Genomic DNA, 25,609 nt, shown 5'->3' on the forward strand with positions numbered 1-25,609 from the left:
TCCTTACTCAAACTGATGCGCGGTCTTCGGCGGTGCCGAAGCGGATACGGAACCGGCGGTTCTCCTTACCCTTTTTCTCGATCTTGGCGATGTGGATGGCGCCGACTTCCTGCGTCTCCGACACATGCGTACCGCCGCAGGGCTGGCTGTCGACCGCCGAGTTCTCGCCGATGCAGACAAGGCTGACGCGCCCCAGGCCGATCGGCGGGCGAACATTCTTCGACTTGACGATGCCGGGGTTGGCGGCCAACTCGTCGTCGGTAATCCACTGAACGTAAACGGGGTGGTTTTCGTCGACGAGCTTCATCAGCGCTGTTGTGACCTCGTCCCGGTCGATCGTCTCGTTCATGTCGAAATCGACACGGCTCTCGTCCTCGCCGACCGACGCTCCGGTGATCGGGAAGGGGCAGACGACCGAAAGCAGATGGCAGGCCGTGTGCATGCGCATCAGCCGGTAGCGGCGCGGCCAGTCGATGTGCAGAACCAGCTTCTCGCCGATCTCGGGCGCCGGCTGGCCCTCGGCCGGCACATGGATGATGATATCCTTGGTCTCCCCATGGCGGGCGACCGCGATGTCGATGCGGCTGCCATCGGCGCGCTCCAGAAAACCCGTGTCGCCAGGCTGGCCGCCGGAGGTGGCATAGAAGCAGGTCTGATCAAGCTCGATCCCGCCATCTTCGAGGATTCCGGTGACGCTGGCCTCACATGTCGAGAGGTAGAAGTCGTCACGGAAGAGGGCAGTCACGGTCCTGGTCATCGCATTCCTATCCAACTGATTCGTATGGCACTGCAATGTTGGAAGCCGTCTTCAACCACGTCGGCACCGGCAGCCCCTTGGAGGCGAGGAAGTCCGGGTTGAAGAGCTTCGACTGATAGCGGTTACCATAGTCGCACAGGATCGTCACGATCGTATGTCCCGGCCCGAGGTCCTTGGCGAGCCGCACGGCCCCGGCGATGTTGATGCCCGTCGAGCCACCCACGCAAATGCCTTCCCGCTCGATCAGGTCGAAGACGTAAGGCACGGCTTCCGAATCGGGAATCTGGTACGAGAAGTCGGGAGTGAAGCCTTCCAGATTGGCGGTGATTCGGCCCTGGCCGATGCCCTCGGTGATCGAGCTTCCTTCGGATTTCAGTTCGCCATTGGCGTAGAAATTGTAGAGGGCCGCCCCTTGCGGGTCCGCCAGGCCGATCTTGACCGAGGGGTTTTTCGCTCTGAGGCCCTGGGCGACGCCGGCCAGCGTGCCGCCGGAGCCGACAGCGCAGATGAAGCCGTCGACCTTGCCGTCCGTGTCGCGCCAGATCTCGGGCGCCGTGGACTCCACATGGGCGTCACGGTTGGCGACGTTGTCGAACTGGTTGGCCCAGATCGCCCCGTTTGGCTCGGTCTTGGCCAGTTGCTCGGCGAGGCGGCCGGAGATCTTCACGTAGTTGTTGGGGTTCTTGTAGGGAACGGCCGGCACTTCGACCAGCTCGGCGCCGAGCAGCCGCAGGGCGTCCTTCTTTTCCTGGCTCTGGGTTTCCGGAATGACGATGACGGTGCGGTAGCCGAGCGCCTGGCCGACCAGCGCCAGGCCGATGCCGGTATTGCCGGCCGTGCCTTCGACGATGACACCGCCCGGCCGCAACTGGCCGGTGCGCTCCGCATGGCGAATGATCCAGAGCGCCGCGCGGTCCTTCACCGATTGTCCGGGGTTCAGAAACTCGGCCTTGCCGAGGATCGTGCAGCCTGTCGCGTCGGATACGGATTTCAGCCGGATCAGAGGCGTGTTTCCGATTGCTTCGAGCACGGACGGGAAAATGGCCATTTTCAGAACCTCGTGTTTGAGGACAGGCACCGCGGTAAGGCGGCACGTACCAGGTAAAAGCGAACGGCGGCCAGCGAATATCGACAACGTTCCGGGACCGCCGAAATGTTGGCGTGTTTTCGGCTCAGCCTGCACTTCAGGCAAGAAATAGCGTTTCGCCGTCGCTCTGTCCCGAACAAAAATCGTCTCCAGGGACTGCGAGAGCCGGCGGCAAGGAGCGCTGCCGCGAAGAAGGGCCGGGCAAGTCATTTTTCGCCCACAGAAGGAGATGCGTACGTGTTTCCCGGCGCGTGCCGAGGAGTGAGTGATGAGTATTCAATCTACGAAATCGGAACAGAAACTGGCTTGGGTGACGGGCGCAAGCTCGGGAACCGGGCGGGCACTGGCGCTCGCGCTGGTGCGGGAAGGCTATTCCGTCGTCGTGACGGCGAGAAACCACGACAGGCTCGTGGACCTGCAGCATGAAGCAGCAAGCGAAGGGCGGATCACCGTGCTCGACGGCGATGTCACTGACCCTGCCGACATGGAGCGGGTGATGGCGGCGATCGAATATGATCACGGGCACCTTTCGCTCGTGGTGCTGAACGCCGGGGTCGCGCTGCCGGTGCGCGGAGACGAGCTTCACCGCGAGGCCTTCGAGAAGAGCTTTGCCGTCAACCTCAACGGCGTCGTCAACTGTCTCTTGCCGGCGGTGGACCACATGAAGACGCAGGGGTACGGACACATCGCCATCGTCTCGTCGGTGGCCGGCTACGGCGGACTGCCGACCAGTGCCGCCTATGGCGCCACCAAGGCCGCGCTGATCAATATGGCGGAAAGCCTGAAGTTCGATCTCGACCGGCTCGGCGTCCGGCTGCAGATCATCAGCCCCGGCTTCGTCGATACGCCCGGGACCGCGCGCATTCGCTTTCTGCGACCGGCGCCGGTGAACAGTGAAGAGGCGGCAAGGCGCATCGTTGCCGGCCTGAAGTCGCGAAGGTTCGAAATTGCCTTCCCACGCCGGTTTGCCTACGCGGTGAAGCTCATGGACCTGCTGCCCTACAGCCTCTATTTCCGCCTGCTGAACTGGCTGACCCGCGGCAAGGCGGAGGCCATGGAAGGACAGAAGCGCGCCGGACCCGGCGGCCGCCCGCGTCAGGCGGTGTGAAGCACTAGCACCGCGCCGAAGATGAGCGCCAGTCCGACCCAGCCGATCGGCTTCAGCTTCTGACCGAACAGGAAGCGGCCGCAGATGGCCGTCCCGAAGATCCCGGTTGCGCCAAGCACCGCATAGGCGATGGCGAGCTCCATGCCCTTGATGGCTTCCGCTAGGAAGGCAAAGGCGGCGAGCACTAGCAGAATCGAAAGGATGCCCCAGCCGCGGCGGGCGAACCCTTCCGATTTCGTCGAGGCGAGGTTGGCCGCAATATCGAGGATGCCGGCCACGACCGCGAGAACGAAGTAGATGCTAGGCGCGCTCATCGGTGGCTCCTTCACGCGCTGCCTCGTCCTCGTCATGATACTCGCCGGCATTGACGAGCAGGATGCCGACGATCGCCATCGAAAGCCCGAGCATTTCGCGTCCGGTCAGCACATGGCCGAAGACGAAAACCGAAACCAGGGTGATGATGGCGACGCCCGAACCTTCCCAGATCGCATAGGCGACGCCGACCGATATCGTCTTCACCGCCTTTGCCAGGAAGACGTAGGAGAGTGCGATCGAGACATACATGACGATGTGGCCGAGATAGGAGCCGCTTTCGGAAGCGGCCTTCATCACCGTCAGGCCCACCACTTCGGTCGCGATGGCGAGCGCGAGGAAAAACCATGCAAGACGCATGCTGTACCTTTGAACAGAAACTTGGATCGACCGCCTCTTAAGCGCTACGGGTGACGCGGTAAAGACGCGCCGTGCGCTTCACTCGAAGACGATCTGCCGGACGTCGATGTTGCGGGCACGGAACCCGGCCTCGCAGTAGTAGAAGTAGAACTCCCACAACCGCTTGAAGCGCAGGTCGAAGCCGAGCGGCTCGATCCTGTTCCAGACCGCCCAGAACCGCTCCCGCCATTCGCCGAGTGTGCGGGCATAGTCGACGCCAAAGCCGAAGTCGTTGATCATCCGCAGGCCGACATTGCGGCCAAGCTCGACCAGATGCTCGCGCGTTGGCAGCATGCCGCCCGGGAAGACGTATTTCTGGATGAAATCCGGATTGGAACGATACTCCTCGTAGGATTCGGGCTTGATCGTGATGATCTGCAGTCCGGCCTTGCCCCCGGGTTTCAGGCACCGCTTCAGCTGCGAGAAATAGGTTGCCCAGAATTTTTCGCCGACGGCCTCGAACATCTCGATCGAGACGATGCGGTCATAGGTACCCTTTTCTTCACGATAGTCCTGGAACTTCAATTCGACCCGGTCGGCAAGGCCCGCACGCTGCATGCGTTCGCGTGCGAAGGCCAGTTGCTCGCGGCTGATCGTCAGCCCCGTGACCTTGCAGCCGATTTCCGTTGCCGCGAACTCGGCAAAGCCGCCCCAGCCGCAGCCGATCTCAAGCACATGATCGCCGGTGCGCAGGTTCGTCGCTTCCGCGAGCGCGCGGTATTTGGCTTTCTGCGCTGAGCGAAGATCATTGGCGCCCGTTGCATAAAGCGCAGACGAATAGGTCATGCTCGGATCCAGCCATTCGCTGTAGAAGGCGTTGCCGAGGTCGTAATGGGCCGAGATGTTGCGGCGCGCGCCGGAGTGGGTGTTGGCATTGCGCCAGTGCAGGAACTTGTCGAAAAGGCGAAGGAGCCCGCGCGCACGGTTCGGAAAATTCCTGCCGATTTCGGCGTTGACGAGGAACAGTTCGAGAAAGGCGCCGACATCGGGACTGTCCCAGTCGCCGTCGATGTAGCTTTCCGCAGCCCCGATGGTGCCGCCCGAGATAGCACGCTGCGGCAGGTTCCAGTTGTTGAGGTTGAGGATGGCGCTGGGGCCGGCCCTGGCGCCTTTGATCACCAGCCTGCGGCCGTCTGGCGTGGCGAGCATCAACGTTCCCACCTGAAGGTGCACCAGGGCGCCAAGCACCATGCGCGCCTTGAGCGGGAAATCCCGCACGGCCGTCGCCAGATTTTCGGAAGATAGCTCCACCGCACCGGCAAATGCAGCAAAATCGGCTTCCAGGTTACGCATACACCACCCCCTCAGCTGTTGCATCCGTAACGTGAGCCTAGCCGCAATCGGGCGAGACGCCAACTGAGGAATTCTACCGGAGGCTCTACGTCTCCTCGGAGAGTCCCGCTGCGCTTGTGATCTGCCGGAAGGCTGCCAGTGCCCGATCGCGGGCAAGGGCATGGTCGACGATCGGTTTCGGGTAGGTCGTGCCGAGTTCGATGCCGGCTTCGGCAAGGGTCGTGGCGGGCGCTGCAAAGGGGCGATGGACATAGCGCGGGTGGAGGCGCTCCAGCTCCGGCACGAAGCGCTTCACATAGAGACCGTCGGGATCGAATTTCTCCCCTTGCAGGACCGGGTTGAAGATGCGGAAGAACGGTGCGGCGTCCGCGCCCGATCCGGCGACCCATTGCCAGCTTGCGGCATTGTTGGCCGGATCCGCGTCGACCAGCGTGTCACGGAACCAGGCTTCTCCCTTGCGCCAGTCGACGAGCAGGTCCTTGATGAGAAAGGAGGCGACAATCATGCGAACGCGATTGTGCATGTAGCCGTGGCGCCATAGCTGGCGCATGCCGGCATCGACGATCGGGTATCCGGTGAGCCCTCTGGTCCATCGAGTAAAATCGTCCTCGTCGTTCAGCCAGTGGAAGCGGTCGAATCGACGGTCGAGGTTGCGGCGGCCAAGCTCCGGATAATGAAACAGCAGATGATAGGAGAATTCGCGCCAGGCGAGTTCCTTGCGGAAGGTGGCCGCCCCTTCGCCGCTATCGGCCTGGGGCCCAGCTGCCGCATGCCAGGCCTGCGCCGGCGAAATTTCGCCAAAGGCGAGATGAGGCGAGAGCAGGGATGTGCCATCCGCGTCGGGAATGTCGCGGCAGCGTTTGTAGGCGTCGAGCTTCTCATCGACGAATTCTTCGAGACGGGTGGCCGCACCGTCTTCGCCCGGCGTCCAGACCTCGCTGAATGTCGCCGCCCAGTCCGGTTTCGTCGGCAGCAGCGACCAGTCGTCAAGGCGTTCCGATCGCGGCCATGCTCCCGGGGCTGCGATATGGTGCGGCCGGTCGATCGGCGGTGCCAGCTCGTTTTTCAGTTCGAGCGCGCGCCAGAACGGCGTGAACACGCGGTAGGGGCCGCCCGTCGTCGTCAGCAGCCGCATGGGCTCATGCAGCAATTGTCCTGCAAAGCTCTCCGTGATGATTCCCCGCTCGGCCAGCGCCTTCTTGAGCGCGGTATCCGTGGCGATGCCGTTCGGGTCGTAGCGCCGGTTCCAGTAGATGCGCTCCGCACCGCTTGCGCGCGCAATCTCGACAATCACGTCAAGCGGCGCGCCTGATCGAAGAACGAGGCGAGAAGCGTGCCGCGCGAGACTTGCGCCCAAGGCCTCGAGCGAATGGTGCAGCCACCACGCCTGCGCCGCCCCGAGCGCACCGTTGCCGCTGTCGGCGGGTTCGCGAATATAGAGGGGAATGACGGCTGCCTCGCCGGCGGCAGCCGAGAGGGCGCGATTGTCGGCCAGGCGGAGATCCTTGCGGAACCAGACGATGATGGGCGGCGCCGCGGCCTTTGTCATGAAGAACCATCGGGAGGTTGGGGATTGATCACCTGGAGAACATAGGTGCAAAATGAAAAAGAGCCATTCGCATCGCTGCAAATGGCTCTTTTAGAAAGTGGCTCCCCGGGCCGGATTCGAACCGGCGACCTGTCGATTAACAGTCGAATGCTCTACCGCTGAGCTACCAGGGATCATCCGCGCCGCTGTTGTGCTGTGCGCTTCAGAAGTGAGGCTGCTAATACGCATGCTTTTCTGATTTGCCAAGCGCTTTTTTCAAAAAAAATGACAAGTTCCGTTGCGAGGCTGTGGAGAAGTCCCCAATTGTGGGAAAACACGCCGGATAGGGAATGATGAATAAAAACAGGAAGCAGACGCATTTCGGCATTGATCCGCAAACACGACAGATCGTGCTGGGAAAATGGCGTATCGCGTTGCCCGACTCGCCCCTGCTGCGCATCCTGCTGGGTTCGCTGCTGGTGTTTTGTGGTTTTCTCGGTTTCTTGCCCGTGCTGGGCTTCTGGATGATACCGTTGGGCCTGATCGTGCTTTCCCACGACATTCCCTCGGTTCGCCGCCGCCGTCGTCGTCTGGCCGTCTGGTGGGCGCGCTGGCGCGGGAAGGCCAACTCGTCGAACGGCTCCTGAGGCGGACGCCGATTTAACGATCTTGTTGTCGAGGGCAGGGCGGTCGGCAGTTTTGGCCGTCCCGTAGCAATTCCGAATCTCTCAACAAGGGCCGTGGCCGCGCAGGCGAATGACCGGTTCCTGGCGGTCTTCCCCTCTGTTGGGGTGCCCTCGAAAACTTTTCGGCAACCCATCAAACGCATAATGCGGTCTCGAATCAGGATGGGGACCGATGGCCAAAGCCACTACGAAACGTCGACGCCGCAGTTCGGGCCGAAGCACCAGCAAACAGGGCGGCATGGCGCCGTGGTATCTGGCCGCAGCGCTCACCCTTGGCGGCGTCATGGCCTACGACCATCGCGCCGAGTTGCGGCACTGGCCGGTGGTTTCCGATGTCATGGCCTTTGCATCGCGATCGGAAACGAAGCCGAAGCCTCAGCGCGCGGTTCCTGAAGCGCAGGAGCGCGTTGCCCAGCAGGCGGATAGGCACAAACCGAATCCGAAGCCCAACCCGGCGACGAAGGTTGCCCTGGCCGCCCCGGTGCCGTCGGTGAATGTCGGCGTCACGCCGCCAACCCCTCTCGTGCGGCCGAATGAAGAGGTGAAGACGGCATCCATCCGTACCGATCAGTTCTATTTTTGCGGCATTCGCAACGACAACTGCGTGATCGATGGCGCGACCTTCGTCTTCCATGGCGAGACGATCCGCGTCGCCGATGTCGATGCGCCGCGAATCCGCCAGGCAAGCTGCGACAAGGAGCGTTCGCGCGGCTTCTACGCCAAGCAGCGCCTGCGCGAATTGCTGAATGCAGGCGACTTCAGGCTGATCTCGGCGGGAGGGCGATCAGATGCCAAGGCCGGCGAGAAACTGCGCCTGGTCACCCGCGGTGACCAATCTCTTGGACGTGTACTCGTTTCCGAGGGGCTCGTGCGGCCGTGGGAAGGGCGCCCGACGCCCTGGTGCTGAGATCAGCTGGGAGACGATCGGCGGACATCGTCGATCGTTCTGTGGAAAGTATCCGTCCTGCAAATCGACGGCGCGTTTTTCAGAAAATGCCTCTTGCGGTTTTTCTGCAATCATTCTAAATCCGCGCCAACGCTTGGTTATCCGAGCTGTGAGGCCTCGTGGCGGAGTGGTGACGCAGAGGACTGCAAATCCTTGTACCCCGGTTCAATTCCGGGCGAGGCCTCCAATAATCTCACCTCGTTAAATTTGGTTTGGCGTTCTGCCTTAGGGCAGCGCGGTAAAATTCGCGACACGTCCGCGCAAGCCACGTCGCCTATGCCTCCGTCGGATCTTATCGCTTCGGTGAATTCGGTAGAGGGGGAACGATGACTCCGCTGAGATCAACCGTATCGGTAGCGTCCGTCAACATTAAGAACGGAGGCAATGGCATCAATGAAAAAGAGACTGATCCTGACGGCGTTGGCGTGTTTTGCGGCGACCGCTATGGAGGCGCGCGCGGACGACCTGGTTTTCCAGCTGAAGAACAACACCGGCGCGGTACTGACGAATTTCTATACGTCGCCGGTCGGCGTCAATGAATGGGAAGACGATGTTTTCGGTCGGCAGGTCCTGAACCCCGGCGAGAGCATGGAGATCACCATTGCCGACGGGCGGGACGTCTGCAAATACGACATGCGATTCGAATTCGAGGAAGGCTCGGCCCTCGATACGACCGAGGACACGCAGGATCTCTGCGAACTCGGCGAATACACGATCCACGAATAAGCGATCTGGATTTCAGGTCGCCTTAAACGGAAAGAGCCTCGCCACTTTCAGTGGCGAGGCTCTTTTGATTCGGCGTTCTGCCTGGAATTCAATGGTAGCGGCGGATCAGCCCGACGAGCTTGCCCTGGATCTTCACGCGATCCGGTCCGAAAATGCGCGTCTCGTAGGCGGGGTTGGCCGCTTCGAGCGCAATCGACGCGCCCTTGCGACGGAAGCGCTTCAGCGTCGCTTCCTCGTCGTCCACGAGCGCCACGATGATGTCGCCGGGATTGGCCGAGTTGCCGTTGCGGATGATCACCGTGTCGCCATCGAAGATGCCGGCCTCGATCATCGAATCGCCCTTTACTTCGAGGGCGTAATGCTCGCCGCTGCCGATCATGTCGAGCGGAACGGTAATGTCATGGGTGTTGTTCTGGATCGCCGAGATCGGCACGCCGGCAGCGATGCGCCCCATCACCGGGACGGAAACAGACGTGCTTTCGGCGACCGGCGCCGGCTTCGGCGTGGCAGGAGCGGCGGCCGGCGGCTTTCCGAGGCTGCCCTCGATCACGCTCGGCGAGAAGCCCCTGCGCGGCTGTTGCTGGCCGGCGGCGTAGGCTTCCGGAAGCTTGATGACTTCGAGCGCGCGCGCCCGGTTCGGCAACCGGCGAATGAACCCGCGTTCTTCGAGCGCCGTGATCAAACGGTGAATGCCGGACTTCGACGCAAGGTCGAGCGCATCCTTCATTTCATCGAAAGACGGCGGTACGCCCGACTCCTTCATGCGTTCGTGGATGAACAGAAGCAATTCCTGTTGCTTGCGGGTCAGCATGGCACGTCGCTCCAGAGGCGTGAAACAAATCAAGAACAGACACTATCTGTTCCATATGTGTTCCGCAAGTGCCTAAAATTCCGTGAATTCAGGCAATTGGCTGCTTCTGTGGGGGGCGATTGGTCACTTTTGCGGGAGCGGGGCGGTTTTCGGCGACGGTTGCGTCCCAAAACAGCGCCGGGCAGGTCAATCGCGCGCGTGATTCGAACGAATCGCGGCTCTCTTCGCGGAGAGACTTAAGTCGCTTGCGAGGCCGAGCAGGCGTCTTCGAACTCCTTCACCGTTTCGGCGCTGTTGTCTTCCGGAAGCACTGCGTCGGCCGCATCGGTCGCAACGGGCGTATCGCCGTCATAAACGAAGGACTGGATGTAGAAGGCGAGCGCGCCCTTCCAAACATTGCGTCCATCGATCTGATGGCACGGCACGGCCCGTTCGAAATCGGTCTGGAGTTCATCCACCGTCGCGGCACTGAGCTTGACGTCAGGCATATTGGGCGATGCGACTATCGAAGCGAGAAGCAGGGCGGCAAGCACGGTGATCGTCCACTTGATGAAGGGGTGGGACTACGGGTTGGTAAACGATGTGAACCGCGCTTTCGTTCCGAAGTCCAGCAAGCATGGCGATCACTCTGCCATGTTCAACAGCTCTTTGCCCGCAGGCTGTGGCTGATTTGCGCCAGCCGCTCGATCTCAACCTCGTCTCGGCCGTTCTTCATGGACCGGCGCGGAGAATGCATCGGAGCTGCCAGCTTTCGCATCGGGCCTGGGGCGCGCAAAAATCCCTGCGGGGAAGGGCCTTCACCGTCTCGACAGGCCTCTAAAAAAAGATAACTTTGCGTGGAAAGTGGGGTGGTTGCATGCATAGATTGTCGTTGGTGGTGCTCGGCCTGTTGCTCACGGCTGGAGCGGCGTCTGCCGAAGAAGGGCGTTCGAATATCTGGAAACGGATCAACGCCTGGACGGTGGGATCCGATCGCTCCCTGGGCGGCTCGTGTTACGCGGCGACGAGCTATGACGCCGGCGCTATCCTTCGTATCGGCTTTTATCCGCGGGGATCGACGAACCTGGCGTTTCTTTCGATCGGCAATGCCGAATGGAAGTCCATCGAGCCGCAGCGGGAATACGATGTTGCCTTGCAGCTCGACCGTGGTCGTCAGTGGCCGGCCGTTGCGTTCGGTGTTGATCTGACCGGCGCCAGGGCCCTTGTCGTCAACTTTTCCAACACCGACTTCTTTACCGAATTCGTTCGCAAGAACACCTTGGCGCTGGCCTTCGAGGGGCGCGTCGTCGCGAGCCTCAGCCTGCGTGATTCGATGAAGGCGGTAAGCGAGATGTTCAAGTGCCAGGAGGCGGTGAGCGCCTTGATCCCGAATGGCGGTCAGGGAGCGGCGAACGATCCCTTTGCGGGTGCCGGTGGCAATGCGCCGAACAACGATCCCTTTGCCGGCGGCGGCCAGACCAAGTCGTCGAAAGATCCTTTCGCCATGTGATGGGCGCGTCCGCTTGCCGCAGAGAGGTGAATATTCCTAAAATATTGCCTGGGATCGGCTAGGTACCCTCGACAGTGACGGGGGGACCTATCAAAATGCGGGCAAACGGGGGTTTTGCATGCGTAGATTGCTGGTCGGATTGGTAAGCTGTCTGATCGCCGCGGGATCGGCCGCGGCTGAGGAGTCCGAAATCATCAAGTGGAAGGATGTCGACGGCTGGACCGTTGCTTCCGACACCTCGATGGAGGGCTCCTGCTTCATCTCATCGGTATTCGACGGCGGGGTCACCTTGCGCCTTGGGTTCTATCCCAAGGGCTCCGAGTCGCCGCTCTATATGAGCTTCGCCAGCGACGACTGGAGGTCGCTCGAGGTCGGCAAAGAGTACGACCTGACCTTCCGCTTCGACAAGACCGATCCCTGGAGCGCTTCGGCGACCGCTGCCGGTGATGCGAGCGGAAAGTTTCTGTTCGTGAACGTCACCGACGCCGAGTTCCTGACGGGCTTCGTGCGCAAGCGGGCCTTGGCCATCGCGTTTGAAGATCGCGTCATCGCAAATCTCAGCCTGCGCGGCACCGGCCCGGCGGCCGACGAGCTGATGAAGTGCCAGCGGGCGGTCGACGAGATTATCGCCGACGAGGGCCGCAAGTCCAAGGAGAAGAAAGCCGACCCGTTCAATGCACCGAGCGAGAAGCGCTCGGCGCGGGATCCGTTCAGCCTCTGAAAGCAGGTGGCCACGGGATCGGGCAGCGTTTCGCGAAGGCCGGACGGTGGCTTAGCATGGCGGTGTCCCCAGAGAGACTCGAACTGGCGATCTGCTGATGACAAATCAGCCGCTGTTCCGATACCTCGGCAACCGGGCACCTTCTGATCGTTTTGGTGGAGCCGAAGGGAGTCGAACCCTCGACCTCCGCAGTGCGATTGCGGCGCTCTCCCAACTGAGCTACGGCCCCGTAGCATTCAGTCAACACGACCGGCGCCGATCCTGTCAATACGCGCGCCAGCGCGCCCGCTCGAACGCCGTTGCACGATATGCGTTGTTCGATCCGGCCGGGCGCCGAAGGCGGTCGGTCTCTGAACCGCTTCTGCACTCCACCCATTGTCGAACTCTGCCGGCGGGTTTACGCTGCAACCTGACGATGGCGCTACGTGAACCGCGTTGAAGTGTTGGCGGTATACGCCAAGCAGGAAATGACGTCCGGGCACTGGCTGTGAGCGCCATGATGCTCGAGCCAATTACACGATTTTCGTATGTGAGATAGGCCCCTGCCGGCCCACTGTTCCCAAAGAAACCTCTCCGTGGCCCGGCGATTGGAGGAGGATTGGCAAATGGCTCAGGCGATGAAGGCAGCCGTCGTTCGGCAATTCGGCGCGCCCCTGACGATCGAGGAAGTGGCAGTGCCCACGCCGCAGCCGGGACAGATCCTGGTGAAATACGAAGCAACGGGCGTTTGCCATACCGATCTCCATGCTGCAAATGGCGACTGGCCGGTGAAGCCCAGCCCACCGTTCATTCCCGGGCACGAGGGGGTCGGCTATGTCTCGGCGGTCGGCGCCGGTGTCAAAAGAGTGAAAGAGGGCGACAGGGTCGGCGTTCCCTGGCTTCACAGCGCCTGCGGCTACTGTCCGCATTGCCGCACCGGTTGGGAGACGCTGTGTGCGGCCCAGTCGAACACGGGATACTCGGTCAACGGGACGTTCGCCGAATATGGCCTGGCGGATCCTGATTTCGTCGGCAGCCTGCCCAATGGGCTGGAGTTCGGTCCTGCCGCGCCGGTTCTGTGTGCCGGGGTCACCGTTTACAAGGGGTTGAAGGAAACGGAAGTCCGTCCCGGTGAATGGGTTGCCATCTCCGGCATCGGGGGGCTTGGCCACATGGCCGTGCAGTACGCAAAGGCGATGGGCATGCATGTCGTCGCGGCGGACATCTTCGACGACAAGCTGGCACTTGCAAAGCAATTGGGCGCCGACCTGACAGTCAACGGCAAGGCCAAGGATGCGGTCGAGCAGGTGATCAAGGCCACCGGCGGCGTGCATGGAGCGCTTGTGACTGCAGTCTCGCCCGCTGCGATGGAACAGGCGTTCGGTTTCCTGCGTTCGCGCGGCACCATGGCGCTCGTCGGCCTGCCCCCAGGTATGATCTCGGTGCCGGTCTTTGAGACTGTTCTTAAGCGCATCACCGTGCGTGGATCGATCGTCGGCACCCGCCAGGACCTGGAAGAGTCGCTCCAGTTCGCCGCTGAAGGCAAAGTCGCGCCGCATTTTTCGTGGGATAGCCTCGAGAATATCAATGAGATCTTCCGCCGCATGGAAGCCGGGAAGATCGACGGTCGCATCGTGATGAGCCTGCAGTAATCGACTTTGACAGGCCCGGCTGGTCGAGGCTCGCCGGGTCCGTGTCGATGCCCAAGGGACACGTGTCGAGCATTTACTCTTATGCGCCTTCCTTAGATCGCCGGTCACCAGAGGGCCGTCGGGCGAGATGCCGATAGACCTTTTGCAGAAAGGAAATGGCAATGAGCAAAGGCATGTTCTCAGACCAGCATGCACTGTCCAGGCGCGATCTCCTGCTGGTGGCGGGAACTGCGGCGGCCACGCTTACAGCCTACAGTCATGCTGCCCGTGCCGCGCCAGGCCCAAGCAACCTCGTGATCGACGACGTGAAGCAGGATGAGGACATCTTTGCCTATATCAGCAGGATCAAGGGCGGCTTTGACGAGACGACCTATCGGCAAGTTCTGGGATGCGCGAATGCGTTCAAGGAAGGAGACCAGACGATCGCTGTGGCTGCGGAAAATGATACGTCCCGAACGAACGCCCGAGCCCTCCTGGCAAGAACGAAGATCGCAGACCTCGATCAGCACCCGCTGTTTGAGGACGATCTGCAACGACTGATTTGGCAGACCACCGACAGGGCTCAACAAGAAAAGCTGAAAGACTGGACGATGGGCCAGCTGAAGGAATTTCTTCTGACCAAATCGGAAGATGAGATCAAAGGCGTCATGCATGGCCTGACCAGCGATACCATCGGCTGCGTGCCGAAGCTGATGAGCAATGAAGAGTTGATCGCCGTCAGCCAGAAGATTTTCAATGTCATGCCCGGCACCAAGTTGGGGGCCAAGGGATACATGGGCGCACGTATCCAGCCGAATTCGCCGACCGACCACCCCGACGACATCATGTGGCAGGTCTTCGATGCGTTTTCCTATGCGACCGGCGACATCGTCATCGGCACCAACCCGGTGGACAGCACCGTCGACAGCGTCGTCACGGTGGAGCGGGCGCTCAAGGACATCGCGGATACGTTCAAGCTGGTCGACGTCATTCCGTGGTGCGTGCTCGCTCACATCGACGTCCAAGGTGAGGTAAGCGAAGACTTCCCCGGCACAGTTTCCACCGTGTTCCAGAGCCTTGCCGGTACGGATGATTGCAACAAGATCTTCGACATCACCAATGAGAAGATCCTGAAATATGCGCGCGCCAAGGCAGGGGAGCGGTACGGCCTTTACTTCGAAACCGGACAGGGCTCGGAATTCACCAACGGCGCGGCAAACGGCGTCGACATGATGGTGCTTGAGTCCCGGAAGTACGGGTTCAGCCGGGCTGTCGGCATGGAGCTTGCGAAAGTGCAGCCGAAAGGCGCATGGCTGCATGTCAACGACGTCGCCGGCTTCATTGGGCCGGAGGTCTTCAAGAGCCGAGAACAACTCGTTCGGTGCTGCCTCGAGGACATGGTCATGGGCAAGCTCCATGGGCTGACCATCGGTCTCGATATATGCACGACCCTGCACATGACCGTCAGCCTGGACGATCTGGATTGGTGCCAGGATCAGATCATGCCGGCCAATCCGGCCTATCTGATTGCTCTGCCGACCAAGAACGACCCGATGTTGAGCTATCTCACGACCGCATTCCAGGACCACGTACGCGTGAGGGATAAGTTCGGCTTCAAGGTCAACGATGCGATGTGGGATTTCTACAAACGCCTTGGAATTGTCGGCAAGGACAACAGCTACACGTCAAAATACGGCGATCCTCTTTGGGTCTATTATCAGTACCGCCTCGCCAAGGGGGACAAGCGCTCCAAGGACGCCGTTTACGCCGAGGGCAGGCGGATGATGACGGAGGTCGAGGCAAGAGGCGTCGACCTGGCCACGGGCCACGGTGAGAAGATATGGGATCTCAACCCGTCGCTCGCGACGAAAGTGAGGGGTCTTTATGACGACGCCAAACTCTCTCTTTGGGCCGAGCTTACGCCGGAGTTCATAGCGGCAGTGCCCAGCGTCGTTCCGGTTCGCACCCTGTCCAAGGACCGGAACGACTACATCGCGCATCCGACGACCGGTGAAACGCTGAGCCCGGACTCAATCAGGGCGATTGACGCGATCAGGACGTCCTGGAAAGGCGATATGCCCAAGGGCCAGATTGTCATCTCAGATGGTCTGAACGCCAAGGCCATCATGGATGACGGCCATCTTTCGCCCTACCTGGAGGAGATGCGCAGGCTGCTCGGCGATGCCGGCGTGTCGGTGAGCGACAAGAATATCCTGGTCACCAGCGGCAGAGTGCGGGCCGGCTACCGGATTGGCGAGATGCTGTTTGCCGACGCCGATCCCAACACGTTTCGCGGAATTCTCCACATCATCGGCGAGCGGCCCGGAACCATGCACCACGCCTACTCGGTCTACATCACGGTTGCGAAGGGCAAGCGTTGGGCTGAGAAGGATATCGATCACGATATGACGAAGCTGGTCAGCAACGTCGCCGATACCGCACTCGCACCCAGGGAGGCGGCGAAGGAAACCCTGACCATTATCCGGGAGATCATCGGCAAGGACGTAAACGGCAGCCGGCGATTCGGGTGACCACAAACGCGCTACAGGGCAACAAGGGCGTCCGTCCGGAATAAGCGTCGGGCCGTGTATACCGTTGGGGCAGCCGCATACTCTCGCTTTCGGGCCCCCAAAGCGCGGTTGCTTCTTCGGATCGTGGCTTTCCGGCGTCAGAATCGCTTCTTTAGAAAGTAGCGCGCAATCGCCCCATCACCACCTTCAAGCTCGCCGAAAACTTCGAAGCCGAGTTTTTCATAAAAGGGCCTGGCCTGGAATTCGAAGGTGTCGAGCCAAAGGCCGACATAGCCGCGCTGGCGCGCGATCTTCTCCGCTTCTTCGACAAGGCGCCGGCCAAGGCCCTGGCCGCGGTACTCATCCGGGACCGCGAGGTAACGGATAAAGCCCCAGCCATAGCCATCCGTCGCATAGAGCCCACCCGTCGCGACTTTCGTCTCCGGATCGCGAAGCACGATGGCAAAACCGGGCAGGTCGACCATGCCGCTATGGGCATCGTTATAGGCATCCAGCGGCGCAACGATGCCGCTGAGGTCATCCCGATTGGGGTCTTCGAGAAGGATGTCTATGATCGGGGTGAGCATGATGGGAACTTGGTCGAATGGTGGTTCGGTCTATAAATTCTCGTTTTGTTCTCTAGAGAAATCCAACCCGAGGAAAACCTCGGGTTGGCAATGATGGTGGTCGTCGTCGTCATCAACGACGACGACGGGCCGCTTAGCTGCAGCCGCTCGTCGCGCCGCAGGTGTCGCACTTCTCGCAGGTACCGTTGCGCACCATCGTGAAGTTTTGGCATTCGGTGCACATGTTGCCGGTGTAGCCCTGCATGATCGAGCGGGCGCGGCGCTCAGCTTCCACCTTCTTGGCGTCCGACTTGGCCGATGCCGCTTCGGCGGCCGCCTTGTCGGAGAAGAGGGCGGTTACTTCCTGCTCGACTTCGTCGGCGATCTCTTCTGCCAGTTCAGCAGCGCGCTCTTCATAGTCGCGCTTGAAGGCGACGATTTCGGAGGTTGCGATCGCCGTCGTCGTCTCGATCTTGCGCACCGTGTTTCCGGCGATCGCCGTTACGGTTGCGCCAGAGGAGGCGCGGGCAGGGGCTGCCGTCGACGAGCCCTTCGGCTCGCTGGAGGCCCGGTCACCGGTGCCGCCGACGATCGTCGGCTTGTAGCCGCGGGTCCAGCCGGTCGAGATCAGGTTGGTCTTGCCTTCCTGAATGCCCTTGCCGAGCGCGGTGTTGCCGAAGTCTGACGTGTCGACATGGGCGAGGTCGTGACGGCCGAGATAGGAAACCGCCAGTTCGCGGAAGACGTAGTCGAGGATCGACGTCGCGTTCTTGATCGCGTCGTTGCCCTGGACCATGCCGGCCGGCTCGAACTTGGTGAAGGTGAAGGCCTCCACATATTCTTCGAGCGGCACGCCGTACTGCAGGCCGAGCGAGATGGCGATGGCAAAGTTGTTCATCATCGCACGGAAGGCGGCCCCTTCCTTGTGCATGTCGATGAAGATCTCGCCGAGGCGGCCGTCACCGAATTCGCCGGTGCGCAGATACACCTTGTGACCACCGACGACGGCCTTCTGGGTGTAGCCCTGGCGGCGGTTCGGCAGCTTTTCGCGGGCGCGGATCACCTTCTCGATGACGCGCTCGACGATCTTCTCGGTGATGGTGACGGCCTGGGCGGCGGCGGGCGCCTGGATCAGATCCTCCAGTGCATCCTCGTCCTTGTCGTCCTCGATCAGCGAGGCATTCAGCGGCTGCGACAGCTTGGAGCCGTCACGGTAGAGCGCGTTTGCCTTCAGCGCCAGCTTCCACGAAAGCATATAGGCGTTCTTGCAGTCCTCGACGGTCGCCTCGTTCGGCATGTTGATCGTCTTGGAGATCGCGCCCGAGATGAACGGCTGGGCGGCCGCCATCATGCGGATGTGGCTTTCGACCGAGAGATAACGCTTGCCGATCTTGCCGCAGGGGTTGGCGCAATCGAAGACGGGCAGGTGCTCGTTCTTCAGGAACGGTGCACCTTCGAGTGTCATCGCGCCGCAGACGTGAATGTTCGCCGCTTCGATGTCCTTCTTGGAGAAGCCCATGTGGTCGAGCAGGTTGAAGTCCATCGCAGCGAGCTGTTCGTCGGAGACCTTCAGCGTGCCCTTGAGGAAGTCGGCGCCGAGCGTCCACTGGTTGAAGACGAACTTGATGTCGAAAGCGGACTTCAGCGCGGCGTTGACGGCTTCCGCCTTCTCGTCGGTGAAGCCCTTGGCCTTCAGCGTCGACGGGTTGATCGCCGGAGCCTGGTTCAGGTTGCCGTGACCGACTGCGTAAGCTTCGATTTCGGCGATCTGGCTTTCGCTGTAGCCGAGAGAGCGCAGCGCTTCCGGAACGGCGCGGTTGATGATCTTGAAGTAGCCGCCGCCGGCGAGCTTCTTGAACTTGACCAGCGCGAAGTCAGGCTCGATGCCGGTCGTGTCGCAGTCCATGACGAGGCCGATCGTGCCGGTCGGCGCGATAACCGTTGCCTGGGCGTTGCGATAGCCGTGCTTTTCGCCGAGTTCCAGTGCCTTGTCCCAGGCGCTCATGGCGTGGATGACGAGGTCCTGGTCCGGATTGTCGGCATGGATGAGCGCGACCGGGTTGACCGAAAGCGCTTCGTAACCGGTCGTCTCGCCATAGGCGGCGCGGCGATGGTTGCGGATGACGCGCAGCATGTTGTCGCGGTTTGGCGCAAAGCCCGGGAACGGACCGAGCTTTTCGGCCATCTCGGCCGAGGTGGCATAGGAGACACCGGTCATGATCGCCGTCAGCGCACCGGCGATGGCGCGGCCTTCGGTCGAGTCATAGGGAATGCCCGAGGACATCAAGAGGCCGCCGATGTTGGCGTAGCCAAGGCCGAGCGTGCGGTATTCGTAGGAAAGCTCGGCAATCTCGCGGGACGGGAACTGCGCCATCATGACCGAGACTTCGAGAACGATCGTCCACAGGCGGACGGCGTGCTCGTAGTCTGCAATGTTGATGCGCTTGGTCGCCGCGTCCTTGAACATCATCAGGTTCAGGGAGGCGAGGTTGCAGGCGGTGTCGTCGAGGAACATGTACTCCGAGCACGGGTTCGATGCGCGGATCGGGCCGGCAGCGGGGCTCGTGTGCCAGTCGTTCATGGTCGTGTTGAAGTGCAGGCCCGGATCGGCCGACGCCCAGGCGGCGTAGGAAATCGATTCCCAGAGGTCGCGTGCCTTCAGCGTCTTCATGACGCGGCCGTCCTTGCGGGCGGTCAGGTGCCAGTCGCCATCGGCTTCGACGGCGCGCAGGAAGTCGTCCTTGATCGAGACCGAGTTGTTGGAGTTCTGGCCCGAAACCGTGAGGTAGGCTTCCGAATCCCAGTCGGTGTCGTAGGTCTTGAACTCAAGGTCCTTGTAGCCTTGCTTCGCGAACTGGATAACGCGCTGGACGTAGTTTTCCGGAACCAGCGCCTGCTTGGCCGCGCGGATCTCGCGCTTCAGCGCCGGGTTCTGCTTCGGGTCATAGCAGGCGTCGTCGGTGCCTTCGCAGTTGACGCAGGCCTTCATGATCGCCTTCAGATGCTTGGCGACGACCTTGGAACCGGTGACGAGGGCGGCAACCTTCTGCTCTTCCTTGACCTTCCAGTTGATGTATTCCTCGATATCCGGATGGTCGATGTCGACGACGACCATCTTGGCGGCGCGGCGGGTGGTGCCGCCCGACTTGATGGCACCGGCAGCACGGTCGCCGATCTTCAGGAACGACATCAGGCCGGAGGATTTGCCGCCGCCCGAGAGCTTTTCGCCTTCGCTGCGCAGATAAGAGAAGTTGGAGCCGGTGCCAGAACCGTACTTGAACAGGCGCGCTTCACGCACCCACAGATCCATGATGCCGCCTTCGTTGACGAGATCGTCACCGACCGACTGGATGAAGCAAGCATGCGGTTGCGGATGCTCATAGGCTGACTTGGACTTGGTCAGCTTGCCGGTAAAGGGGTCGACATAGAAGTGGCCCTGGCCGGGGCCGTCGATGCCATAGGCCCAGTGGAGGCCGGTGTTGAACCATTGCGGCGAGTTCGGCGCGACGCGCTGGGTGGCGAGCATGTAGGCAAGTTCGTCCTGGAAGGCCGAAGCGTCTTCCTCGGTGTCGAAGTAGCCGCCCTTCCAGCCCCAATAGGCCCAGGTGCCGGCCAGGCGATCGAAGACCTGACGGGCATCGGTTTCGGAACCGTACTGCTCATCCTTCGGCAGCGCCTTCAGCGCATCCGTGTCGGGAACCGCGCGCCAGAGGAAGGAGGGGACATCGTTCTCCTCGACGCGCTTCATCTTGGCGGGAACGCCGGCCTTGCGGAAATACTTCTGGGCGAGAATGTCGGCGGCAACCTGGCTGAACTGAGCCGGCACGTCGATATCGGCAAGGCGGAAAACGATCGAACCATCGGGGTTCTTGATTTCACTCGTAGCCTTGCGGAATTCGATCTCCGCATAAGCGGATTGCCCGGCTTTTGTGAAACGACGTTCGATCTTCATTGTCCCTGGTCCTTCGTGTTGCCTAGCGCCCGCCACAGGCGCAATTGTCCCCGCCCGGCCGCGAGGGGCATCCCGCAGCCAGTCTCAGCTTCCGTCCTTGGAGAGAAACCCATAACTGGGTGACCCTGTATCTTGTGAGATAGGCTGTCTGCAAATACTAAATATAGTATCAACAACTTCTTCATGCCAGCCAAATATTGCCCCGGTGGACCCGAAAAATCGCACAGAAATCCTCAGGGCGACCCCATGGTGAAATCCATGACTGCCGCCTTTCAGAACCGCCGATTTGGGGAGAGGAACCGGGACTTGAACAATCCGGTCCGCCGCCGTTGCAACGTGAAATCCATTAACCGTGAATCGTCCGGAGGCGTCAAGGGGTGGTTTGTGACGGAAGTTTGAGCCCTAGATGTTGTGTGGACCGGCTGTGGAAAACGGGGACATCGGTCAACGCCATGAAAATCAGGCACTTCCGGAGGTTGCCTGTGAGACTGACGCAACGGTCGGCACGCAATCGAAATTTTGACGGGTAAAAACCCGCATAAAAAGTGTCCCTTACGGCAGGCTCGGTTGCATCGGTGAAAGCGATATGGGGTGGGGCAGTGATTCGTTTTTTGGCGGTCCCGTAAGCACCGGCATTTGGTTCGCAGCCGACGTCGGCGCGGCCTCGGCACGCCTGAACATCAACGCCTTGCGACAGGCACGAGACTCCAAGCGTGGTGGGGCTCTCGGGCGCGGATGCGCCCTAGGCGGGCCAGACGCGTCTGCGCGCGGTCTGGCCCTGCTGATCTCAATCGACGCGCTTTTGCAGCTCGCGTGCGCCGTTCGGCGCATTCACCTTGCCCTCGGTGATGAAGTAGGCAAACACGTCACGCGGCTCCTTCTTGGCCGTGCGATCAGGCGCGCTTTTTTCAAGCCCACTCGGCTCGTCGCCCGCCGCAAACGCCTTGGCGCGTTCGGCCCAGAGGTCGAGCTTGTCGGCAGCATAGCAAGTCTTGATGTCGTCGCTGCCCTTTTGCAGGCGCAGATAGACAAAATCGGCAGTGACATCGGCGATCATCGGATAGTCCGCATGCTCGGCGAGCACCACGGCGACGCCGTATTTCTCCAACAGGGAGACAAAATCCGGAGACTGAAAGGTCGGGTTGCGGACCTCGACCACATGGCGCAGCGGCAAGCCGTCCTGCTTATCCGGCAGAAGCTTCAAAAAGCCTTCGAAATCGTCGGGCTCGAACTTCTTCGTCGGCGCGAACTGCCAGAGGATGGGGCCGAGATGAGGCCCAAGCTCGGTCAGTCCCTGCGTCAGGAATCGCTCCATGGATTCACCGGCTTCCGAGAGAACCTTGCGGTTGGTGACGAAGCGGCTCGCCTTCAGGGAGAAGATGAAATCGTCGGGCACTTCCGACGCCCACTTGGCGAAGGTCTCCGGCTTCTGCGACGAATAGTAGGTGCCGTTCACCTCGATTGCCCGCAACTGCTTGCCGGCATATTCGAGCTGCCGCTTCTTTGCCAGCGTGTCGGGATAGAAGGTGCCTTCCCAGGGCTCGAAGGTCCAGCCGCCGATACCAACGCGGATCTTTCCGGATTTTGCCATGCCATCCTCCTCAACAACGGCCATCGCTTGACCGCGTGCTTTTCAGTCTTTGATCGATTTCGTCATGTCCACGAGTGCCCACCCTGGACGATAGGGATTGGGTCGGCGACCCGTTTCTTGAAATCCATAGGCGCGATAGAGCGCGATGTTTCGCTCCATGCGTGACTTGGTGTAGAGCCGCACCTCCGGCAAGCCCCACTCGGCCGCTTTGGCATCCACGAAGCGCAGCAATTCGATGCCGAACCCCTGGCGCTGATAGGCCGGGGCAACCGCAAGGCTGAAGATCATAAGGTGATCGGCGTGCCGTTCGAAAACGGCAAGTGCCGAGACAACCTCATCTCGCTCCCGAAGCCAGACCTCGTCGCGAAGGATGCGAGGCGCGTAGTCCTCGGTGACCGGGAGCGGCGGCCCACCAAAGAGCGCCCGATAGGGCTCATAGGCCGCCTCCGTCACGCTTTGAACGGCGGCCAGATCTTCCAGACGAGCAGGCCGCATCATGCCGTGATCGCTCCTAAAGCGCGCCGACCAGATCGGCAGACTTACTCTGCTGCTTCGACCTTCTTCATCGGCCGGCGCTCCAGCAGCTCCTTCAGGAACTGGCCGGTATAGGACCGCTTTTCCTTGACCACGTCTTCCGGCGTGCCCTTGGCGATGACTTCGCCGCCGCCGTCGCCGCCTTCAGGGCCGAAGTCGATCACCCAGTCGGCAGTCTTGATGACTTCGAGATTGTGCTCGATGACGACGACCGAATTGCCCTGGTTGACGAGCTCATGCAGAACTTCAAGAAGCTTGGCGACATCGTGGAAATGCAAGCCGGTGGTCGGCTCGTCGAGAATGTAGAGCGTGCGACCGGTCGAGCGCTTCGACAGTTCCTTGGCGAGCTTGACGCGCTGGGCCTCACCGCCCGAGAGCGTGTTGGCCTGCTGGCCGACCTTGATATAGCCGAGGCCGACCTGGTTGAGCGTGACGAGCTTGTCGCGCACCGAGGGAACGGCGGCGAAAAAGTCGACGCCTTCCTCGACGGTCATGTCGAGCACGTCGGCGATCGACTTGCCCTTGAAATGCACGTCGAGCGTTTCGCGGTTGTAGCGCTTGCCGTGGCAGACGTCGCAGGTGACGTAGACATCCGGCAGGAAGTGCATCTCGATTTTGATGACGCCGTCGCCTTGGCAGGCCTCGCAGCGGCCGCCCTTGACGTTGAAGGAGAACCGGCCCGGCTGATATCCACGTGCCTTGGCTTCCGGCAGGCCGGCGAACCAGTCACGGATCGGCGTGAAGGCGCCGGTATAGGTTGCCGGGTTCGAGCGCGGGGTACGACCGATCGGCGACTGGTCGATGTCGATCACCTTGTCGATATGCTCGAAGCCATCGATGCGGTCGTGCTCGGCCGGGTTTTCGCGCGCGCCCATGATGCGGCGGGCGGCGGCCTTGTAGAGCGTCTCGATCAGGAAGGTCGACTTGCCGCCGCCGGAGACACCGGTAACGGCGGTGAAGACGCCGAGCGGGATCGAGGCGGTGACGTTCTTCAGGTTGTTGGCGCGGGCGCCGACGACGGTGATTTCCTTTTTCTTCTTCGGCTTGCGGCGTTCGGAGGGAACGGCAACCGAAAGCTCGCCGGACAGATACTTGCCGGTCAGCGATTTCGGATTGGCCATGATGTCCGACGGCGACCCTTGCGCGATGACTTCGCCGCCATGGATGCCGGCAGCCGGGCCGATATCGACGACATAGTCGGACGTCAGGATCGCGTCTTCGTCATGTTCGACGACGATCACCGTGTTGCCGATGTCGCGCAGATGCCGAAGCGTGTCCAGCAGGCGGGCGTTGTCGCGCTGGTGCAGGCCGATCGACGGCTCGTCGAGCACGTAGAGAACGCCGGTGAGGCCGGAGCCGATCTGCGAGGCCAGCCGAATGCGCTGGCTTTCACCGCCTGAGAGCGTTCCGGAATTGCGCGACAGGCTCAGATATTCGAGACCGACGTCGTTGAGGAAGCGCAGTCGGTCACGGATTTCCTTCAGGATGCGGACGGCGATTTCGTTCTGCTTGGCATTCAGATGCTCCGGCAGGACCTCGAACCAGTCGCGTGCAACGCGGATCGACATTTCGGTCACCTGACCGATATGCAGCTTGTCGATCTTGACCGCCAGCGCTTCCGGCTTCAGGCGGAAACCGGCGCAAGCCGGGCAGGGCGCAGCCGACATGTAGCGCTCGATCTCCTCGCGCGCCCAGGCGCTGTCGGTTTCCTTCCAGCGGCGCTCGAGGTTGGGCACGATGCCCTCGAAGTTCTTGGTGGTGTTGTAGGAGCGGGCACCGTCCTCGTAATGGAAGACGATCTTCTCTTCCGTTCCGTGCAGGATCGCGTTCTGCGCCGCAGTCGACAGCTCGTTCCAGCGGCTGCCGAGTTTGAAGCCGAAGACCTTGCCGAGCGCTTCCAGCGTCTGGTTGTAGTAGGGAGAGGAGGATTTCGCCCAGGGCGCAATTGCGCCGTCGCGCAGCGTCCGGTGCTCTTCCGGCACGATCAGCGCCGTGTCGATCTTCTGCTGGCTGCCGAGACCGTCGCAGGTCGGGCACGCGCCGAAGGGGTTGTTGAACGAGAACAGCCGCGGCTCGATCTCGGAAATGGTGAAGCCGGAAACCGGGCAGGCGAACTTTTCCGAAAACAGCACGCGCTCGTGGGTTTCGTTCAGCGACTTGTTGGCCGAGCCGCCGGCAGCGGTCTCCTCGGGTGGCAGCGGCTTGTCGGCGAATTCGGCGACTGCGAGGCCATCGGCGAGCGTCAGGCAGGTCTCAAGGCTGTCGGCAAGGCGCGAGGCGAGGTCGGGCCGCACGACCACGCGGTCGACCACGACGTCGATGTCATGCTTGTACTTCTTGTCGAGTGCGGGCACCTCGGCGATCTCGTAGAAGGTGCCGTCGACCTTGACGCGTTGAAAGCCCTTCTTCATCAGTTCGGCGAGTTCTTTCTTGTACTCGCCCTTGCGGCCGCGCACGAGCGGCGCAAGAATATAGAGGCGCGTGCCTTCACCGAATTCGAGCACCCGGTCGACCATCTGGCTCACCGTCTGGCTTTCGATCGGCAGACCCGTCGCCGGCGAATAGGGGACCCCGACGCGCGCAAAGAGCAGGCGCATATAGTCGTAGATTTCGGTGACGGTACCGACCGTCGAGCGCGGATTGCGCGACGTCGTCTTCTGCTCGATCGAGATCGCCGGAGACAGGCCGTCGATCTGGTCGACGTCCGGCTTCTGCATCATTTCGAGGAACTGGCGCGCATAGGCCGAAAGGCTTTCGACATAGCGGCGCTGGCCTTCGGCATAGATCGTATCGAAAGCAAGCGAGGACTTGCCCGAGCCGGAAAGGCCGGTCATCACGATCAGCTTGTTGCGCGGCAGATCGAGGTCGATGCCTTTCAGATTGTGCTCGCGCGCACCACGAATGGAGATGGTCTTGAGTTCACTCATCGGAAGCCAGCTTTTGCATGTCGGTTGAAAGCCCCCTATGTAATGACGCCAACGCC

The 25,609-nt window shown here is 61.4% G+C and carries 21 protein-coding genes and 3 tRNA genes; 9 read left to right on the top strand and 15 right to left on the bottom strand.

The genetic code is table 11. The features are described from left to right. Positions 1–7 precede the first annotated feature (7 nt). Both FA04_RS07025 and FA04_RS07030 read right to left on the bottom strand, forming a co-directional pair. Positions 8–757: an alanyl-tRNA editing protein gene (locus FA04_RS07025; RefSeq protein WP_034791125.1), complete on the bottom strand. Its 750-nt coding sequence runs from the start codon at positions 755–757 to the stop codon at positions 8–10. Between the two features lie 7 nt (positions 758–764). Next, the gene (locus FA04_RS07030) at positions 765–1,805 is read right to left on the bottom strand and encodes a cysteine synthase A (RefSeq protein WP_034791127.1); all 1,041 of its coding nucleotides are present in this window, start codon (positions 1,803–1,805) and stop codon (positions 765–767) included. 304 nt (positions 1,806–2,109) lie between these two features. Between FA04_RS07030 and FA04_RS07035 the strand changes: the two genes are divergently transcribed. After that, on the top strand, positions 2,110–2,952 hold the full coding sequence (locus FA04_RS07035) for an SDR family NAD(P)-dependent oxidoreductase (protein ID WP_051659213.1): 843 nt from the start codon (positions 2,110–2,112) through the stop codon (positions 2,950–2,952). Here the strand turns inward: FA04_RS07035 and FA04_RS07040 are convergent. The 5 genes from FA04_RS07040 to FA04_RS07060 all read right to left on the bottom strand — a co-directional run bounded on the left by FA04_RS07040 (position 2,940) and on the right by FA04_RS07060 (position 6,678). Continuing rightward, positions 2,940–3,266 carry an SMR family transporter gene (locus FA04_RS07040; protein WP_034791131.1) on the bottom strand — a complete coding sequence of 109 codons (327 nt, stop codon included), beginning with the start codon at positions 3,264–3,266 and terminating at the stop codon, positions 2,940–2,942. The genes FA04_RS07035 and FA04_RS07040 overlap by 13 nt on opposite strands. Then, positions 3,253–3,624: an SMR family transporter gene (locus FA04_RS07045; protein ID WP_034791133.1), complete on the bottom strand. Its 372-nt coding sequence runs from the start codon at positions 3,622–3,624 to the stop codon at positions 3,253–3,255. The genes FA04_RS07040 and FA04_RS07045 overlap by 14 nt, the downstream gene beginning before the upstream one ends. A gap of 78 nt (positions 3,625–3,702) precedes the next feature. Next, positions 3,703–4,956, bottom strand: a complete 1,254-nt coding sequence (locus tag FA04_RS07050) for an SAM-dependent methyltransferase (RefSeq protein WP_090428172.1) — start codon at positions 4,954–4,956, stop codon at positions 3,703–3,705. An 85-nt stretch (positions 4,957–5,041) separates the two neighbouring features. Beyond that, on the bottom strand, positions 5,042–6,505 hold the full coding sequence (locus FA04_RS07055; protein WP_034791171.1) for a cryptochrome/photolyase family protein: 1,464 nt from the start codon (positions 6,503–6,505) through the stop codon (positions 5,042–5,044). A gap of 98 nt (positions 6,506–6,603) precedes the next feature. After that, positions 6,604–6,678: transfer RNA gene (locus tag FA04_RS07060), tRNA-Asn, on the bottom strand. Positions 6,679–6,837: 159 nt separating this feature from the next. Between FA04_RS07060 and FA04_RS07065 the strand changes: the two genes are divergently transcribed. From FA04_RS07065 to FA04_RS07080, 4 genes are all read left to right on the top strand, one after another. Continuing rightward, complete coding sequence (locus FA04_RS07065; protein WP_034791391.1) at positions 6,838–7,131, top strand: hypothetical protein; 294 nt, start codon at positions 6,838–6,840, stop codon at positions 7,129–7,131. A 211-nt stretch (positions 7,132–7,342) separates the two neighbouring features. Then, positions 7,343–8,077 carry a thermonuclease family protein gene (locus FA04_RS07070; RefSeq protein WP_034791192.1) on the top strand — a complete coding sequence of 245 codons (735 nt, stop codon included), beginning with the start codon at positions 7,343–7,345 and terminating at the stop codon, positions 8,075–8,077. Between the two features lie 152 nt (positions 8,078–8,229). Next, positions 8,230–8,303: transfer RNA gene (locus tag FA04_RS07075), tRNA-Cys, on the top strand. Positions 8,304–8,500: 197 nt separating this feature from the next. Then, on the top strand, positions 8,501–8,842 hold the full coding sequence (locus FA04_RS07080) for a hypothetical protein (protein ID WP_034791197.1): 342 nt from the start codon (positions 8,501–8,503) through the stop codon (positions 8,840–8,842). An 88-nt stretch (positions 8,843–8,930) separates the two neighbouring features. Here the strand turns inward: FA04_RS07080 and lexA are convergent, their stop codons facing one another. Further along, on the bottom strand, positions 8,931–9,653 hold the full coding sequence (gene lexA, locus FA04_RS07085; protein ID WP_034791199.1) for a transcriptional repressor LexA: 723 nt from the start codon (positions 9,651–9,653) through the stop codon (positions 8,931–8,933). Positions 9,654–9,889: 236 nt separating this feature from the next. Further along, positions 9,890–10,186 carry a hypothetical protein gene (locus tag FA04_RS07090; protein ID WP_034791202.1) on the bottom strand — a complete coding sequence of 99 codons (297 nt, stop codon included), beginning with the start codon at positions 10,184–10,186 and terminating at the stop codon, positions 9,890–9,892. Positions 10,187–10,509: 323 nt separating this feature from the next. Between FA04_RS07090 and FA04_RS07095 the strand changes: the two genes are divergently transcribed. Further along, positions 10,510–11,142, top strand: a complete 633-nt coding sequence (locus FA04_RS07095) for a hypothetical protein (RefSeq protein ID WP_127889042.1) — start codon at positions 10,510–10,512, stop codon at positions 11,140–11,142. Between the two features lie 118 nt (positions 11,143–11,260). Further along, positions 11,261–11,863 (top strand): hypothetical protein, encoded by a 603-nt coding sequence (locus FA04_RS07100; protein WP_127889043.1) that lies wholly within the window; start codon positions 11,261–11,263, stop codon positions 11,861–11,863. 153 nt (positions 11,864–12,016) lie between these two features. Here FA04_RS07100 and FA04_RS07105 read toward each other — a convergent pair. Next, a tRNA-Ala gene (locus FA04_RS07105) sits at positions 12,017–12,092 on the bottom strand. Positions 12,093–12,468: 376 nt separating this feature from the next. On the opposite strand from FA04_RS07105, the gene adhP reads away from it, so the two are divergent. Continuing rightward, entirely contained in the window at positions 12,469–13,494 is a 1,026-nt protein-coding gene (adhP, locus tag FA04_RS07110) for an alcohol dehydrogenase AdhP (protein ID WP_034791206.1), read from the top strand. A 161-nt stretch (positions 13,495–13,655) separates the two neighbouring features. Beyond that, a complete protein-coding gene (eutB, locus tag FA04_RS07115) occupies positions 13,656–16,004 on the top strand; it encodes an ethanolamine ammonia-lyase subunit EutB (protein ID WP_034791208.1) in 2,349 nt (782 codons plus the stop codon). Between the two features lie 137 nt (positions 16,005–16,141). On the opposite strand, the gene FA04_RS07120 is transcribed toward eutB, so the two are convergent. From FA04_RS07120 to uvrA, 5 genes are all read right to left on the bottom strand, one after another. Continuing rightward, entirely contained in the window at positions 16,142–16,570 is a 429-nt protein-coding gene (locus tag FA04_RS07120) for a GNAT family N-acetyltransferase (RefSeq protein ID WP_034791210.1), read from the bottom strand. Positions 16,571–16,703: 133 nt separating this feature from the next. Next, a complete protein-coding gene (locus FA04_RS07125; RefSeq protein WP_034791212.1) occupies positions 16,704–20,501 on the bottom strand; it encodes a vitamin B12-dependent ribonucleotide reductase in 3,798 nt (1,265 codons plus the stop codon). A 787-nt stretch (positions 20,502–21,288) separates the two neighbouring features. Then, positions 21,289–22,092, bottom strand: coding sequence for a DUF72 domain-containing protein (locus tag FA04_RS07130; protein ID WP_034791394.1), 804 nt, complete (start codon positions 22,090–22,092; stop codon positions 21,289–21,291). A 42-nt stretch (positions 22,093–22,134) separates the two neighbouring features. Then, entirely contained in the window at positions 22,135–22,587 is a 453-nt protein-coding gene (locus FA04_RS07135; RefSeq protein ID WP_051659220.1) for a GNAT family N-acetyltransferase, read from the bottom strand. Positions 22,588–22,631: 44 nt separating this feature from the next. Continuing rightward, complete coding sequence (gene uvrA / locus FA04_RS07140; RefSeq protein ID WP_034791261.1) at positions 22,632–25,553, bottom strand: excinuclease ABC subunit UvrA; 2,922 nt, start codon at positions 25,551–25,553, stop codon at positions 22,632–22,634. Between the last annotated feature and the right edge of the window lie 56 nt (positions 25,554–25,609).

This window comes from Ensifer adhaerens (assembly GCF_000697965.2).
Lineage (GTDB): Bacteria > Pseudomonadota > Alphaproteobacteria > Rhizobiales > Rhizobiaceae > Ensifer > Ensifer adhaerens.